Origin of the sequence: Rhodovulum sp. P5, assembly GCF_002079305.1 — a bacterium.
In the GTDB taxonomy this organism is placed as follows: domain Bacteria; phylum Pseudomonadota; class Alphaproteobacteria; order Rhodobacterales; family Rhodobacteraceae; genus Rhodovulum.
The window spans coordinates 3458638-3473544 of sequence record NZ_CP015039.1; the positions used below are offsets into that span (position 1 = coordinate 3458638).

The 14907-nt window shown below is 64.2% G+C and carries 16 protein-coding genes and 1 tRNA gene; 9 read left to right on the forward strand and 8 right to left on the reverse strand.

Features of this window, described 5'->3' with window-relative positions:
• Positions 1-17: 17 nt before the first annotated feature.
• The gene (locus tag RGUI_RS16445; protein WP_081534919.1) at positions 18-293 is read left to right on the forward strand and encodes a hypothetical protein; all 276 of its coding nucleotides are present in this window, start codon (positions 18-20) and stop codon (positions 291-293) included.
• A gap of 6 nt (positions 294-299) precedes the next feature.
• On the opposite strand, the gene RGUI_RS16450 is transcribed toward RGUI_RS16445, so the two are convergent.
• Complete coding sequence (locus RGUI_RS16450; RefSeq protein ID WP_253798551.1) at positions 300-986, reverse strand: DUF1638 domain-containing protein; 687 nt, start codon at positions 984-986, stop codon at positions 300-302.
• Between the two features lie 72 nt (positions 987-1058).
• On the opposite strand from RGUI_RS16450, the gene RGUI_RS16455 reads away from it, so the two are divergent.
• A complete protein-coding gene (locus tag RGUI_RS16455; protein ID WP_172841172.1) occupies positions 1059-1859 on the forward strand; it encodes a class I SAM-dependent methyltransferase in 801 nt (266 codons plus the stop codon).
• A 13-nt stretch (positions 1860-1872) separates the two neighbouring features.
• Here RGUI_RS16455 and RGUI_RS21525 read toward each other — a convergent pair whose 3' ends face one another.
• The 3 genes from RGUI_RS21525 to RGUI_RS16465 all read right to left on the reverse strand — a co-directional run bounded on the left by RGUI_RS21525 (position 1873) and on the right by RGUI_RS16465 (position 3922).
• Complete coding sequence (locus RGUI_RS21525; protein ID WP_156883005.1) at positions 1873-2031, reverse strand: hypothetical protein; 159 nt, start codon at positions 2029-2031, stop codon at positions 1873-1875.
• An 83-nt stretch (positions 2032-2114) separates the two neighbouring features.
• Positions 2115-2822: a B12-binding domain-containing protein gene (locus tag RGUI_RS16460; protein ID WP_081534923.1), complete on the reverse strand. Its 708-nt coding sequence runs from the start codon at positions 2820-2822 to the stop codon at positions 2115-2117.
• 113 nt (positions 2823-2935) lie between these two features.
• Positions 2936-3922, reverse strand: a complete 987-nt coding sequence (locus tag RGUI_RS16465) for an SGNH/GDSL hydrolase family protein (RefSeq protein WP_172841173.1) — start codon at positions 3920-3922, stop codon at positions 2936-2938.
• Between the two features lie 115 nt (positions 3923-4037).
• Between RGUI_RS16465 and RGUI_RS16470 the strand changes: the two genes are divergently transcribed.
• Positions 4038-5108 carry a PA0069 family radical SAM protein gene (locus RGUI_RS16470; RefSeq protein WP_081534925.1) on the forward strand — a complete coding sequence of 357 codons (1071 nt, stop codon included), beginning with the start codon at positions 4038-4040 and terminating at the stop codon, positions 5106-5108.
• Here RGUI_RS16470 and bmt read toward each other — a convergent pair.
• From bmt to RGUI_RS16485, 3 genes are all read right to left on the reverse strand, one after another.
• Complete coding sequence (bmt, locus tag RGUI_RS16475; RefSeq protein ID WP_081534927.1) at positions 5100-6119, reverse strand: betaine--homocysteine S-methyltransferase; 1020 nt, start codon at positions 6117-6119, stop codon at positions 5100-5102. The genes RGUI_RS16470 and bmt overlap by 9 nt on opposite strands.
• 126 nt (positions 6120-6245) lie before the next feature.
• The gene (locus RGUI_RS16480; protein ID WP_081534929.1) at positions 6246-6560 is read right to left on the reverse strand and encodes a DUF1476 domain-containing protein; all 315 of its coding nucleotides are present in this window, start codon (positions 6558-6560) and stop codon (positions 6246-6248) included.
• 180 nt (positions 6561-6740) lie between these two features.
• A complete protein-coding gene (locus RGUI_RS16485; RefSeq protein WP_081532493.1) occupies positions 6741-8387 on the reverse strand; it encodes an IS1634 family transposase in 1647 nt (548 codons plus the stop codon).
• A 347-nt stretch (positions 8388-8734) separates the two neighbouring features.
• On the opposite strand from RGUI_RS16485, the gene purC reads away from it, so the two are divergent.
• The 6 genes from purC (at position 8735) to RGUI_RS16515 (ending at position 14732) form a co-directional block, all read left to right on the forward strand.
• Complete coding sequence (purC, locus tag RGUI_RS16490) at positions 8735-9496, forward strand: phosphoribosylaminoimidazolesuccinocarboxamide synthase (protein ID WP_081536143.1); 762 nt, start codon at positions 8735-8737, stop codon at positions 9494-9496.
• Between the two features lie 120 nt (positions 9497-9616).
• A complete protein-coding gene (gene purS, locus RGUI_RS16495; protein WP_081534931.1) occupies positions 9617-9856 on the forward strand; it encodes a phosphoribosylformylglycinamidine synthase subunit PurS in 240 nt (79 codons plus the stop codon).
• 1 nt (position 9857) lies between these two features.
• Positions 9858-10901, forward strand: coding sequence for a zinc-dependent alcohol dehydrogenase family protein (locus tag RGUI_RS16500; RefSeq protein WP_081534933.1), 1044 nt, complete (start codon positions 9858-9860; stop codon positions 10899-10901).
• Positions 10902-10914: 13 nt separating this feature from the next.
• Positions 10915-11583, forward strand: coding sequence for a phosphoribosylformylglycinamidine synthase subunit PurQ (gene purQ / locus RGUI_RS16505; RefSeq protein ID WP_081534935.1), 669 nt, complete (start codon positions 10915-10917; stop codon positions 11581-11583).
• Positions 11584-11629: 46 nt separating this feature from the next.
• Complete coding sequence (locus RGUI_RS16510; protein WP_081534937.1) at positions 11630-13390, forward strand: ATP-binding protein; 1761 nt, start codon at positions 11630-11632, stop codon at positions 13388-13390.
• 7 nt (positions 13391-13397) lie between these two features.
• Positions 13398-14732 carry a sigma-54 dependent transcriptional regulator gene (locus RGUI_RS16515; RefSeq protein ID WP_081534939.1) on the forward strand — a complete coding sequence of 445 codons (1335 nt, stop codon included), beginning with the start codon at positions 13398-13400 and terminating at the stop codon, positions 14730-14732.
• Positions 14733-14739: 7 nt separating this feature from the next.
• Here RGUI_RS16515 and RGUI_RS16520 read toward each other — a convergent pair.
• Positions 14740-14816, reverse strand: a tRNA-Ile gene (locus RGUI_RS16520).
• Positions 14817-14907 lie beyond the last annotated feature (91 nt).

Consider the following 14907-nt stretch of genomic DNA (forward strand, 5'->3'; position numbering starts at 1 on the left):
TTGGGAGAGAATGGCCAATGACGGGGATGGACGACACGCGGTTTCCGAAAAGCCTGATGGGTTCGGACCGGATCGTGACAGACAACCAGTGGGATCTGGCGACCTACGGCTCGACCCCGTTTTCCGATTTCTTCGGGCTACCGATGCTGTCGGCGATGTCTGTCTGGACGGGCCTGATGACCCGGCGGCCGACGCCGCTGTCCTCGGCGGTTCACCTGCCGACAATCGCCCGGCGCCGCTCCAAGACTCGGTTGCGCACGGGCATGCGGCTTCTGTCGCTGGGGCGGCGTTGACGCCCGTCAGCGCCGGGGGGCGAGGAAGGTTTCTAGATCGCCATAGACGGTGACGCGGCGCGCATAGGCAAGGCCCAGTCGCTCGGCACAGCGCTGTGCGGCAAGATCGAGCGCGGGGTCGTCGGTCTGTGCCAGATAGACCAGACGTTCGTAATTGCCGAAATAGGCTTCGATCAGTTCAGGATGACGGTCGAGCCCGAGGGGGCGCCAGACGAAGGCGTCGAACTGCCGGGTCAGGAAATCGGTCAGGTAAAAGGATGTGATCTCGTCCTCCGCATGTGCGTCGAACGAGGCGAGACCGTCATAGAAGGCATAGCAATGGGGGCCGGCAATCATTGCGACACCCATCTCGGTACATAGGCGGGCAAGCGCCCCGCCGGTGCCGCAATCGGCATAGGCGACAAGAATGCTGTCATAGCCCTCTCGGTGGCGTTCCACCGCGTCCCGCACACCCGGCACGATCCGGTCGGGGTGGTTGTGCCAGATCGCCGGAAGGCAGGTCAGATCGAGGTGCGACCAGCCATTCAGGCTTTTGAGCGCAAGGATTTCATGGGCAAGTGCGCCGCAGCCGATCACCAGAATCCGCCCTCTGCCGTCGGGGGCAAGGCCGCGGGAGGTCAGGCTGTCATCCGTCGGGTTAGTCAGGGGGAACCTCCACAGGATGCCGGGCACGGGTCCGCGTTCCGATGGCACGGTCGCGTGCCCTTGCCTTTCACCTCAGGATATGGTCGCTTCCAGCGGACTGTCAAAACCCCGGCCGCGGTAATGTCGTTACGCAAATCCCTTCTCGCGCATGTGTTTCCGCGGTTCAGCCAGCGGTTCTTCGATTTCGCCTATGCCCTGCCGTTGCCCGGCATGACCTTTTTCAATCTTGGCGTCACGCCGGTGCCGGAAAGCGTCGCCGCCGATCCGCAGGGCCGCCGCGAACCCTATCAGGCCGCGCTTTACGACCTTGTGCTTGGCCAGTTGCCCGAGGTCGGGGCCGAGGACCTGATCGTCGAGGTCAGCTCGGGCAAGGGGGCGGGGGCGGCCTATCTGCGGCGGCATTGTCCCGCCCGCCTGCATGCTTTTGAGCCGGCCTGGACGGGGCGGATGTGGAGCATGCTGCTCTTTGGCCTTCGCGCGCGGTACGCGTTGGCCGAGGCCCTGCCGGTCGAGGATGGCACGGCCGCGGCACTGATCTCGGTCGAATCCGCCCATAACTACATGACCGAGGCGTTCGCGGCCGAGGCATGGCGGCTCTTGCGGCCGGGCGGGCGGTTGATCATCGCCGATTTTCCCCTGATGCGGCCAGAGAACCAGGCCCGCAAGATCCCCGCCTGGCTTGAAAAGGGGGGCTTCGTGATCGAGTCGTTCACCGACCTTACGCCGCGGGTCATTGCGGCTTGTGAGGCGGACGATGCCCGCAAGCGCCGCATCTTCAGGTTCCTTCCCAAACCCTTGCGGGAAGAAGCGCAGACATCGTTTTCCTGCGACCCCAGCCCCCGCTTGAACAGCTTCCGCACGGGGGAGCGCGGCTACTACTTCGTGGTTGCGACAAAGCCGGCGACGGCCGGGGCGACCTGACCCGAGGGGCAGGCTATCGGCGCGACCACATGGCGCGCAGAAGCAGGACCGCGATCATCGCCGGGGGAATTACCCATGCGATGGGGGCCTGCAAGCGCGTGCCAACCCAGACGGTCACCGCACCCGCGCACAGGACGGCGACAACCAGCAAGACCATGACTTTCGGCGGCATGCCACCCTCCTTCAGCGTCCGTGGCCCTGAAGGTATTCCGAAAGGCCAGCAGGAAAACCCGCCGCGCGTCCCGATGCCGAAGCTCAGCCCGCCGCGATCTGGTTGTGTCGCCGTGCGACCCATTCCTTCGCGGTTTCGACGGCGACGGCCGCATCCCGGCAATAGGCGTCTGCGCCGATGGACTTCCCGAATTCCTCGTTCAGCGGTGCGCCGCCCACCAGCACGATATAGTCCTCCCGGATGCCCCTGTCGGTCATCGTGTCGATGACCGTCTTCATGTAGGGCATGGTGGTTGTCAGCAGCGCGGACATGCCCAGAATGTCGGCCTCTTCCCGCGCGATGGCCTCCAGATAGGCGTCGACATCTGTGTTGATGCCCAGATCGACGACCTCGAACCCGGCGCCCTCCATCATCATCGACACGAGGTTCTTGCCGATGTCGTGGATGTCGCCCTTGACCGTGCCGATCACCATCTTGCCCATCTTCGGCGCGCCGGTTTCGGCCAGAAGCGGTTTCAGGATCGCCATGCCCGCCTTCATCGCATTCGCGGCAAGGAGCACCTCGGGAACGAACAGGATGCCGTCGCGGAAGTCGTGGCCGACGACGGTCATGCCCGCGACCAGCGCTTCGGTCAGCACGCGATAGGGGGCCCAGCCACGCTCAAGCAGGATATTCACGCCCTCGGCGACCTCGTCTTTCAGGCCGTCATACAGATCGTCGCCGATCTGGGGGACGAGTTCCTCATCAGACAGGTCGGACAGGATCAGGTCGTCTTCGTCGTCGTCGGCCATGGCAATCTCCACTCATGCGCGCGGCTATGTATCCTCCAGATAGTTAAGCCGGAGTTTGGCGTTGGAATACATATCAAATTGCGACGCGTGGTCTTACCGATGCGACCTTGGCCTCAAATCCCGTGCATGCGCCGACGGCCGACCAATACCAGCCCCCCAAATGCGGTCAGGATCAGGACGCCGCCCGCGGGTAATGGCACCGCGGCGGGCGCGGCTTCCAGCGTGTCGCGGACCGCTTCGGCAAGGATCGCATGCATCGCCTCGGTCGGGTGGACATCGTCGTAAAAGACAAAGCCGGTGCAATCGTTCACGAAGCCGCCCAGAAGCGCCGGAAGGCAGGCATCGGTCGAGTTGACGAAGCCATAGGCAGCCGGGTCGTCGAACAGCGGGGCGAAGATGCCGAACGTGTCGACATACATCACGTTCGCGCTGCTTGGCAGCCGGGCCAGTTCGGAGCGCAGTTCGGTGTTGAACAGGAATGATGCCTGCGTCAACGCGGCCGCCGTTACAGGATCCGGCACTTCGGGCAGGCGCCCCAGATCGGGCAATCCCAGCACAAGAAAATCGTTCAGCCCGTCGCCCATCAACTCGGTAATGCCATAGCTGATCGCCTCTATGGCGGCTTGCATGGCGGCGAGCAGTTCGGCCTGAGAGTTCGCATCGCGCAGGTCATTGCCACCGAACATGATGGACGCGACAGGGCGATTGCCGGTCTGCAGCCCGTTATTGACCGCATCCCGGAACAGCCCGATCTGATCGGCGAAATCGACCGAGTCGTAGCCGGATATATTGAAGCCCGGGACCGGTTCCCGGTTGATCAGGGTGGGGTCGGTTGCGGCCTTGGCCCAGCCCCGTGCGAAATTCGTCCCCGACTCGAACGTGGCACCCAGTTGGACGGCCCAGTTGTTGCCATCGGTGAACTGGCCCGTGGGGTAGAACTGGGGCAGGGGGATCGGTGTCCCGGTCAGGTCGAAGAAGACATTCCCCGGATCGCTGAGGCTGTCACCGAAGACGAGGAATTCGGTGAACGGGCCAACCTGCGCGGCCAAAGCCGGGAGCGGAGCGAACAGCAGCGAAGCTGCTAGGATCAAATTTTTCATCGGCAAGGTCCTCATGGCGCATGTCTGACACATGGTTAACACGATTCACGCGGCTTCGATCAACGCATTGTCGGTTCAGGTTGTAAATGTTCCTTAAATGTTCCAATGTTGACGAATGGATCGTCCGCTTGCCCGAACACCCGGCCGCGGGGCGTCTTCGAACCCCGCCAACCGCTATGACCGGCTGAGCATCGCGGTGGAGGCCGATGGCTGGGCGCCTGAGGACGACCTGCCGGTTCTGCGGACCGAGGTGCAGGTGGAGCGCCCGCGCAAGGTCATCACCCGGAACACATCGCCCGACATATGTTTCGACAGGTCGATCAATCCTTACCGGGGCTGTGAACATGGATGCGTGTACTGCTATGCCCGGCCGAGCCACGCCTGGTTGGGGATGTCACCGGGGCTCGATTTCGAAACGCGGCTGATCGCCCGGCCCGATGCGCCCGAACTGCTCCGGACGGAGCTGTCAAAGCCGCGCTATTACCCCGCGCCGCTGGCCATCGGGACGAATACCGACCCATATCAACCGGTAGAGCGTGAGTGGCAGATCATGCGCCGGATTCTGGAGGTCTTGCTGGAGTTTCGCCACCCGGTCGCAATCGTCACCAAGGGCACGATGATCGAACGCGACCTCGACATTCTTTCAGAGCTTGCGAAGCTGGACCTTGTTCGAGTTGGGGTGTCGGTGACGACCCTCGATGCGGGTCTCGCCCGGTTGCTGGAGCCGCGGGTGCCGGCGCCGGACCGGCGGTTGCGGACCATCGCCCGCCTGTCTGGGGCTGGCATCCTTGTCCGGGCCATGGTGTCGCCGGTGATTCCGGCGCTGACCGATCACGAGATCGAGGCGATCCTGGCAAGGGCGCAACAGGCCGGGGCGCGGGCCGCAAGCTGGATCATGTTGCGCCTGCCGCTGGAGGTGTCCGGCTTGTTCCGGGAGTGGTTGGCAGAACACTACCCCGACCGTGCAGCCCGGGTGATGGCGCGGTTGAGAGAGATGCATGGCGGTCAGGATTACGACCCGGAGTTCGGGCGCCGGATGCGGGGCGAGGGGCCATATGCGGAGATGATTGCGCAGCGGTTCCGGGTGGCCGCGGCGCGCCTTGGCCTGTCCGAACATCTGCCGGAACCGACCGACAGCCTGTTTCGGGTGCCCCCGAAGCCCGGTGATCAGCTTTCCCTATTCTGAGCTGCGCCGGCGGCGGCGGGGCCTGTCCGGTGTGTCGCTGTCCTCTCCGGTTCCGTCGGAGGACGAGGAAAACCCGCCAAGACGTTCCGCAATGTCCTCAAGACTGGGGCGCGGGCCGCGGGGGCGGGTTTCCAGCGCCTCGTGCATGGCGCGCAGGTGATCGGGTGTGGTGCCGCAGCACCCGCCGATGATCCTTGCGCCACAGTCGCGTGCCAGCACGGCATAGTCGCCCATCAATTCGGGCGTTCCGTCATAGTGGATATGGCCGTCGACATATTTCGGAATGCCGGCATTCCCCTTCGCGATGATCGGCCGTTCCGTCCCCGCCGCGGCAAAGCCCAACACCGTGCGCAGCAGGTCGGATGCGCCGACGCCGCAATTGGCGCCAAAGGCCAGCGGTTTGTGCGGCAGCTTTTCCACCAGTTCGGCAAGATTGGCAGACGTAACGCCCATCATGGTGCGCCCGGCGGTGTCGAAACTCATCGTCCCGCACCATGCCATGTCGGCCAGTCGGGCGGCCTCGGCCGCGGCGCGGAACTCGTCTGGGGCCGAGATCGTCTCCACCCACAGGACATCGACGCCGCCGTCTTTCAGGGCCTCGGCCTGTTCATGGAAGATCTCGACCGCGCTGTCATAGGACAGCGGTCCCATCGGTTCCATGATTTCACCGGTCGGGCCGATCGAACCGGCCACGACCAGATCGCGTCCGGCCTTGTCCGCGATCTCGCGCGCCAGTTCCGCGGCAACGCGGTTCAACTCGCCCACGCGGTTCTGTGCATCGTGGAGCTTGAGCCGAGCGGCATTGGCCCCGAAGCTGTTGGTCAGGAAGATGTCCGATCCCGCCTCGACCGCGCCGCGGTAAAGCGCGCGGATATTGTCGGGCTGGTCGGTGTTCCACAATTCCGGTGCCTCACCGGAACTCAACCCCATGTTGAACAGGTTGGTGCCGGTGGCGCCATCGGCCATCAGCCAGTCGCGGGACGCCAGCATGCGGGAAAGCGCGTCGGTCATGGGGCTGGTCCTTCTGCACTGAAAAGGGCGGCAATGGCCTTGCCGTTGCCGCGACATGTGCCACGTCGCAGGGGCGCGCGGCAATCCCGTTCACAGGGGCGGGCCGCGGGCCCGTCAGCGGCGCTGTCAGGCCTCGTTCATCACCTGCTCTTTGGCGACGGTCATCAGTTCCGCCATCTTGGCGCGAATCGTGGCTTCGTCGGCCTTGCTGCCCAGATCGCCAGCGAGCTTGCGATAGACGTCTTCGTCGCCGGCCTCTTCGAAATCGGCTTTCACCACTTCCTTTGCGTAGTCGAGAGAGGCCTCTTCGGCCAGCCCCATCAACTCTGCCGCCCAAAGGCCCAGAAGCTTGTTGCGCCGTGCCTCTGCCTTGAACTGCAGTTCGGAATCATGGGCAAACTTGTTCTCGAATGCGTTTTCGCGCTCATCGAATGTGGTCATCGGCCTGAGACCCTCCTCCGTTTTTGGTTAGTGTGCATTTAAGGGAAAGCGCAGGCAATGCCTAGGTCTTCATTGGCCCGAAAAGACGCATCCCCCTGCCGCTCAAGTTCACCAGTAAAACGCGTAAGTGATTGATATCGTTATGGCGAGATTGGCCAAAATGTAACTACGCGAGGGTGATCAGGCGGGTTTTGGCAGGTTCAGGGTGTCGAAGAGGTCCAGTTGTTCGGGGGTCGGGGTGGTGAGGCCGTCGAGCTTTCGGTCGGCGATCCGGGCTTCGTGGCGGTGGATGCGCGCGAGCATGTCGAGGGCGGTTCGTGGGCTGGCGTCATGTCCTTTTGCCTTCAGCCGCATGCGCATGACGCGGTAGAGGACGAGGGCGAGAAAGCAGATCAGCGCGTGGGCGCGGATGCGGTCGGGCAGCCGATGGTGGACGGGGGCGATCTCGATATCGGATTTCAGGACGCGGAAGCCGCGTTCGATATCGGCCAGCGACTTGTAGCGGGTCACGGTTGCGGTCGGCGTCAGGTCGGGGGCATTGGTCAGCAGGGCGAGCTTGCCGTCGAAGAGTTCGGCTCGGGCGACGGCGTCTTCGTCGATGCTGTAGCTGAACCGGTCGGCCTGCAGGTCTGCCTTGAGGAACCGGGTCAGTTCGGCCTCGGCCACGGCGCGCGTGAAGCGGCTATAGGCGCCGCGGTCGGAGGCGCGGCGGCCCCGCGCCGTCTGGCCGTCGTCTTGCGCATCGAGCTTGGCGACCATCTTTTCGGCCTGGGCTTCAAGTTCGGCGATGCGGGCGCGACGTCGTTCGGATTGGTCGGCGGCTCGAACGGGATCATGGGCGACGATCAGGCGATGGCCGGCAAAATTGCTTTCCGCCAGGCCGCCTTCGTCGAAGGCAAGGCCCCGAAAGGTCTCGACCAGATCGGCATAGCGACGGGCGGGGACGGCGAGGATGAACTCCAGCTTGCGGTCGTCCTGATCGGCCAGGGCGGTCAGTTCGTCGATGTTTTCAAGGCTGAGCAGGCCACGGTCGGCGACCAGGATGACACGCTGCACGGGAAACCGCTGCAACACCGTCTGCAGCATGCCCTGCAGGGTTTTCGTCTCCCCGACATTGCCGGGGTGGACCGTGTGCATGAGCGGCAGGCCGTCGGCGGTTTGCACGACGCCGAGCACGAATTGCCGGGCGATGCCACCGGTTTCCTTGTTCATGCCATAGGCGCGGAGGTCGTCGTCAACCTCTCCGTCGCCATGGATGCGCACCGTGGTCAGGTCGTAGAAGACCACGGCCAGGTCCCGATCGACCAGCGGACGGATTTGTCTGGCCAGTTCCATCTCGACCCGCTCGGCATGGTCCATCAGCGCATCCATGGCGCGGAGCAGATGTTGATGCGTGACGGTGTCCGGCATCGCGGGCATCGCGACCGTTTCCAGCCAGCGCAGGCAGCCCAGCTTGCTTGTGGGGTCGCACAACCGATTGAACACCATGGCGCGGACCAGCGCCTCCACGTCGACTTTCCGCTTGCCGGAACGCAGCGCACGGCCGAGGGCATGATCGAAACCAAGGTCCTTCCACAACTCGTGCAGGGCAAAGACGTCGCCATAGCTGCGCGCCGCCTCGTAGGTGATCTCGGCCTTCTCGGGCTCGACCCGACCCGCGGCGCGACTGAGCCCCCGGATCAGCGCATCGAGCTGGCCATCCTTCATCCCGTCCACGCGCCCCAGATTGGCCACGACGCGCAGCCGGGGCTTGCCCGCCTCGTTACGGAAGGACTCGACAATCTGCAGATAGCGACGCCCGCCGCTCTCGGTGATGCGCGTGAACATGGCATGCAGGATATCGCACGTTTGGGCGCATTCATAGGGTCTTAAACATCATAACGTGTAACTACACGACTTCGGCCGAACTGCCCACCTCGCGCGCCTTAAGCTATTGAAATCCCATACCTGCGCTGAACGCGCTCACGCAGATTCCCCCGGATTTTGTCGAAGTTCGGCTGCCGCCGCATTACGCAAGTTGGGCAGGGCGACACTGACGCGCAACGGATGGACGGGGGCTGCGGCTGCGAGCGTGTTCCTGCATCTGCCTTGCGACAAGAGCGGCCATGCAGTAGAAGCGCGCTGACATGGCGCGGCCGGGTCCCCCCGCCGCGCATTCGCGATTCGGAGTTTCCATGGCAAGGCGCAAGAAGATCTACGAAGGCAAGGCGAAGATTCTGTACGAAGGCCCCGAACCCGGCACCATCGTGCAGTACTTCAAGGACGACGCCACCGCCTTCAATGCCGAGAAACACGACGTGATCGAGGGCAAGGGGGTTCTGAACAACCGCCTGTCGGAGTTCTTCATGGCCGGCCTGAACGCCATCGGCGTTCCGACCCATTTCATCAAGCGCATCAACATGCGCGAACAGCTTGTCCGCCAGGTGGAGATCATCCCGCTTGAGGTCGTTGTGCGCAACGTCGCTGCGGGCAGCATGACCAAGCGCCTTGGGATCGAGGAGGGCACGCAGTTGCCCCGCCCGATCATCGAGTTCTACTTCAAGGACGATGCCTTGGGCGACCCGCTGGTGACCGAAGAGCATATCATCGCTTTCGGCTGGGCGTCGCAGCAGGATCTGGACGACATGGTCGCGCTGGCGCTTCGCGTGAACGACTTCCTTTCGGGGGTGATGATGGCCGTCGGGATCAAGCTGGTGGACTTCAAGATCGAGATCGGCCGCATCTGGGACGGCGATTTCATGCGCCTTGTCGTGGCCGACGAGATCAGCCCCGACAGTTGCCGCCTGTGGGACGTCAAGACAGGCCAGAAGCTGGACAAGGACGTGTTCCGCCGCGACCTGGGCAGTCTGACCGATGCCTATACCGAGGTGGCGAAACGGCTGGGCGTGCTGCCCTCGAACGTGACGCATGCAACGAAGCCCACGCTGATCAATTGAAAGGGAGAGCGTGTCCGGCTTGTGTCATCACAAATTCGCGCCGGACATGACCCCAACCGCAAGGGTGTGACGGGCCGCGGGTCCGGGCGCCGGTGACAGACGCAACGGAAGGACGACGCGATGAAGGCCCGGGTGCATGTGATGCTGAAAGACGGCGTGCTCGATCCGCAGGGACAGGCGGTGCAGCATGCCCTTGGCACGCTTGGTTTCGACGGGGTGGAAGAGGTGCGGCAGGGCAAGGTGATCGACCTTGAACTGGCCGACACCGATGCCGAGGCCGCGCGCGCAAGGCTGGGTGAGATGTGCGAGAAGCTGCTCGCCAACACGGTGATCGAGCGTTACGACATCGAGATCGGGTAAGATGCGCGCCGCGCTTCTGACCGGGTGGCGCAAGCCGCTGGATCTGGCCACGGTCGATGACCCCGACTGCCCGCCCGATGGCGTGGTGCTGAAGGTTCTGGCCTGCGGCATCTGCCGGTCGGATTGGCATAGTTGGACGGGGGCGGACGCCGATGTGCAGTTGCCCCATATTCCCGGTCACGAATACTGCGGTGTGGTCGAAGAGGTCGGGCCGGCGGTCACCCGCTGGCGGGAAGGCGATCGGGTGATCGCCCCGTTCATCCTTGCCTGCGGGCACTGCCCCGATTGCGCGGCGGGGAACCAGACGATCTGCCTGAACCAGCAACTGCCGGGGTTTACGCGCGCCGGGGCCTTTGCCGAACGGATCGCGGTGCCCTTTCCCGATACCAACCTGTCCCCTTTGCCCGATAGCATGGACCCGGCATTGGCCGCGGCGCTGGGGTGCCGGGTGACGACGGCATGGCAGGCGCTGACGGGGCGCGCCGCCCTCAAGCCCGGGGAATGGCTGGCCATTTTCGGCGGGGGCGGTGTCGGTATCTCGGCGCTGCTGCTGGGCCGGGCATTGGGGGCGCGGGTCGTCGTTGTTGACGTGGTGCCCGCGAAACTGGATTTCGCGCGCAACCTTGGCGCCGATGCCGTGATCGATGCGCGCGAGGGCGATGCCGCCGAAGCCGTGCGCTTTGCAACCGAGGGCGGCGCCCATGTCGCGGTGGAGGCGTTGGGCATTCCAGAAACAACCACCGGCGCGCTGCGCAGTTTGCGCAAGCTGGGCCGGATGGTGCAGATCGGCATGCCCGCCGGCGAACACACGATGATGGAATTGCCGATGGACGCGGTCTATTCGGGGCAGCTGGCCGTCTATGGAACCCGTGGCATGCCCGCCTGGCGCTATCCCTCGCTTCTGTCAATGATCGATGGCGGGCATGTGGACCTGACGCCGCTGATCGCGCGCCGCGTCGCGCTGTCGGATGCCAGTGCAGAGCTTGCCGCTTTCGATGCACCCGCCCCGCCGGGCGTGGCCGTCATAACCGATTTCAAGGCCTGAAAGGACCGACCCCATGAAAGCCGCCGTTCTCGTTTTCCCCGGCTCCAACTGTGATCGGGACCTTGCCGTGGCCTTTTGCAATGCCGGGGCCGATGTCACCATGGTCTGGCACAAGGACAGCAGCCTGCCCGCGGGAATCGATGTTGTGGGCATTCCCGGCGGATTTTCCTTCGGGGACTACCTGCGTTGCGGGGCGATCGCGGCGCGCTCTCCCATCACGCGCGCGGTGATCGAGCATACCCATCGGGGCGGCTATTGCCTTGGCATTTGCAACGGGTTTCAGGTGCTGACCGAAACCGGCATTCTGCCGGGCGCCCTGATGCGCAATGCGGGTCTGAAATTCGTGTGCAAACCTGTCGACCTGACGGTCGCAACCGCCGACAGCGCGTTCACCGCGGATTATGCGACCGATCAGACGATCACGATTCCCGTGGCCCATCACGACGGCAACTACGTCGCCGACGCCGATCTTGTCGAACGGCTGAAGGGGGAAGACCGCGTGGCCTTTACCTATCGTAACAATCCCAACGGGTCCGCTGCCGATATCGCCGGTATCCTGAGCGAGAACCGCCGCGTTCTGGGGATGATGCCGCATCCCGAACGCGCTGCCGAACCGGCACATGGCAACACCGACGGGGCGGCGCTTTTCCGCGCGTTGATCGGCGCGTTGACGCCCGCCTGAGCGCAGGCCGCTTGAGGACCCTTCTGGCAAGGCATACCCTTGCGCCATGACGACGAAGCGAACCAGACGTGACCGCAGCCTGAGGGCGCGCCGGACGTGGCGGCTGCGTCTGGCGTTGTCGCTTCTGGTGGCGCTGGCCGTCGCCACCGTCTGGGTGACCAATAACTGGCTGACAGAACGCTTCACCGAATCGACCCGGAACCGCGCACAGGTGCGCCTGGCGCTTTATTCCGGCAACGTCGTCAGCGAGTTGCAGCGTGCCTCTGTCGTGCCGCTGCTGCTGTCGCGCGACCCCACGCTGATCGGCGCGCTGACATCGGGCGACTTTTCGCAAAGCTCGCAACGGCTGATTTCCTATGTGGACGAGATCGGCGCGGCGTCGCTCCAGCTGCTTGACGAAAGCGGCCGGGTGGTCGCCGCGACCGACCGCAACCGGATCGGGACCAACTTGCGCAACGCACCCTTCTTCGTCGATGCGCTGCGGTCCAACGATACCGTCTTCATCACCTCGCGGACCGAGGCCGGGGCCTTCAGCTTTACCTATTCCCGGTCGATCACGCTGGACCGCAAGCTTGCAGGCGTGATCGTCGTGGGTGTCGACCTTGCGCAATTCGAGTGGCGATGGGCCGGGATTTCCGACGCCATCATCGTCACCAACAGCGAGGGGAAGATCATCCTTGCGACCGAACCGCGTTGGCGTGGCCGCACGGTCGAGGAAGCCCTGGCGGCGCGGTCGGCGCCCTCGGCCATCTCTCGCGCGCTTCAGGCGACGGCCGATTGGGGTGCGCTGCCGCCCGATGCCTATCTGATGGGGCAGGCGGTGATGCGGAACGAGGCGCGCATCCCCTTCCGCGGTTGGCGCATCATCTCCTTTACCTCCTATGTGTCGATCCGCGACAGGGTCAACGCGGTCTTGGCGATGGAGATCATGGGCTTCGCCATCCTGCTGGCGCTGACCTTCTACCTGTTGTCGCGCCGGGCACAGCGCCGGACCCTGGGGCTTCAACGGGAAACCGCGGAATTGCGCCAGTTGAACGCCCGCCTTCAGCGCGAGATTGCCGAGCGCGAACGCGCCGAACGCAACCTGGAAGTGGCCGAGCAGACATTGGCGCAAAGCTCCAAGCTTGCCGCGCTGGGTGAGATGTCGGCGGCGGTCAGCCACGAACTGAACCAGCCGCTTGCGGCGATGAAGACCTATCTGGCCGGGGCGCGGCTGTTGCTTCAGCGTCGCCGGGCAGAAGAGGCGCTGTCCTCCTTCCAGCGGATCGATGACCTGATCGAACGGATGGGCGCGATCACGAGGCAACTGAAAAGCTATGCCCGGAAAGGCGGCGATGCGCTGGAACCGCTGGACATGCGGACCTCCGTCTCGGGCGCCCTGTCGATGATGGAGCCGCAACTTAAGCGCCGGCAGGTCACCATCACGCGAACCCTCCCGCGAGAGCCGGTGATGGTCATGGCCGATCGCATCCGGCTGGAACAGGTGATCATCAACCTGTTGCGTAATGCGCTGGACGCCACGCGCAAGGTCGCCGATCCGCAGGTCGACCTGATCCTGTCAGCGGGGGAAACCGCGGTTCTGACCGTGCGCGATAACGGCCATGGGATCGAGGACATCGACAGCCTGTTCGAACCTTTTTACACCACCAAGGCCCCCGGCGACGGCGTCGGCCTCGGCCTCGCGATCTCCTCGGGTATCGTGGGCGATCTGGGCGGGCGCTTGACCGCGCGCAACGGGCGGGAGCGTGGCGCGGTGTTCGAGGTTCAGCTTCCCATTCTCACACAAGACAACAAAGCCGCAGAGTGAAAAGAATATGCCCCAGGCCATGAAGATTTCCATAGTCGATGACGAGCAGGACATGCGCCAGTCGATCAGCCAGTGGCTGGCCCTGAGCGGGTTCGAGACCGCCACCTTCGCCTCTGCCGAGGATGCGCTGAAGGAAATCGGTGCCGATTATGCGGGCGTGGTCGTCACCGATATCAAGATGCCGGGGATGGACGGTCTGGCCTTCCTCAAGAAGCTGATGAGCCTCGATTCCGGTCTGCCGGTGATCATGATCACCGGCCATGGCGACGTGCCCATGGCGGTGGAGGCGATGCGGATCGGCGCCTATGATTTCCTTGAGAAACCCTTCAATCCCGACCGGATGACGGAACTGGCAAAGCGCGCCAGCCAGGCCCGGCGATTGACCCTCGACAACCGGGCGCTGCGCCGGGAACTGGGCGACGGCACCGTTCTGGTCAAGAAGCTGATCGGCTCGTCCTCGGTGATGGAACGGCTGCGGGAGGATATCCTCGACCTCGGTCAGGCCGACGGCCATGTGCTGATCGATGGAGAGACCGGCACCGGCAAGACACTGGTCGCCCATGCCCTGCACGCGGTGGGGCCGCGGGCGTCCAAGAAGTTCGTCCAGATCGCCTGCGCGGGGTTCGAGCCCGAGGCGCTTGCCGGGCGGCTGTTCGGACCGGTGGAGGAAGGCGGCGTGCTGCCCGCGGTGGAGGAAGCCCGCGGCGGAACCCTTTGCCTTGAGGATATCGAGGCGCTGTCGCCCGCGCTTCAGGCCCGTCTTCTGACCTTCATCAACGAGCAGGGCAGCCCGCCGGAAACCCGGATCATCGCCGTGTCGAACCTGCAGGAACAGGACAAGAGCTGTGAGGACGTTCTGCGCCCCGATCTCTACTACCGTCTGGCGGCGATGAAGATCACCCTGCCGCCGCTCCGCTCCCGCGGGGACGATATCGTGACGCTCTTCAACCGCATGTCAGAACAGTTCGCCGAGGAATACGGCTGCGATATCCCCGAGGTCGGCGCGCAGGAAGCCGCGCAACTGATGCAGGCGCCCTGGCCGGGCAATGTCCGGCAACTGATCAACATCGCCGAACGGGCGGTTCTGCAAAACCGCCGTGGGTCGGGCACCATCGCCAGCCTTCTGATGGCGGACAACGAGGCCGTGCAACCGGTGATGACCACCGAAGGCAAGCCCCTGAAGGAATATGTCGAGGCGTTTGAGCGGATGCTGATCGACAACACCATGCGCCGCCACAAGGGCTCCATCGCCGCGGTGATGGAAGAACTGTGCCTGCCGCGCCGGACCCTGAACGAGAAGATGGCCAAATACGGGCTGAGCCGGTCGGATTATCTGGGGTAGGGGGTGTTGGTAGGCCCGGAGGGACTTGAACCCCCAACCAAAGCGTTATGAGCGCTCTGCTCTAACCAATTGAGCTACAGGCCCGACCTGACACAACTCCCTAGCAGACCGGCGCGATCCGTCAAGGCGGGCCGTGGACAGGCGGGCGGCGATGGGCTAACGCTCTGCGCCAAAG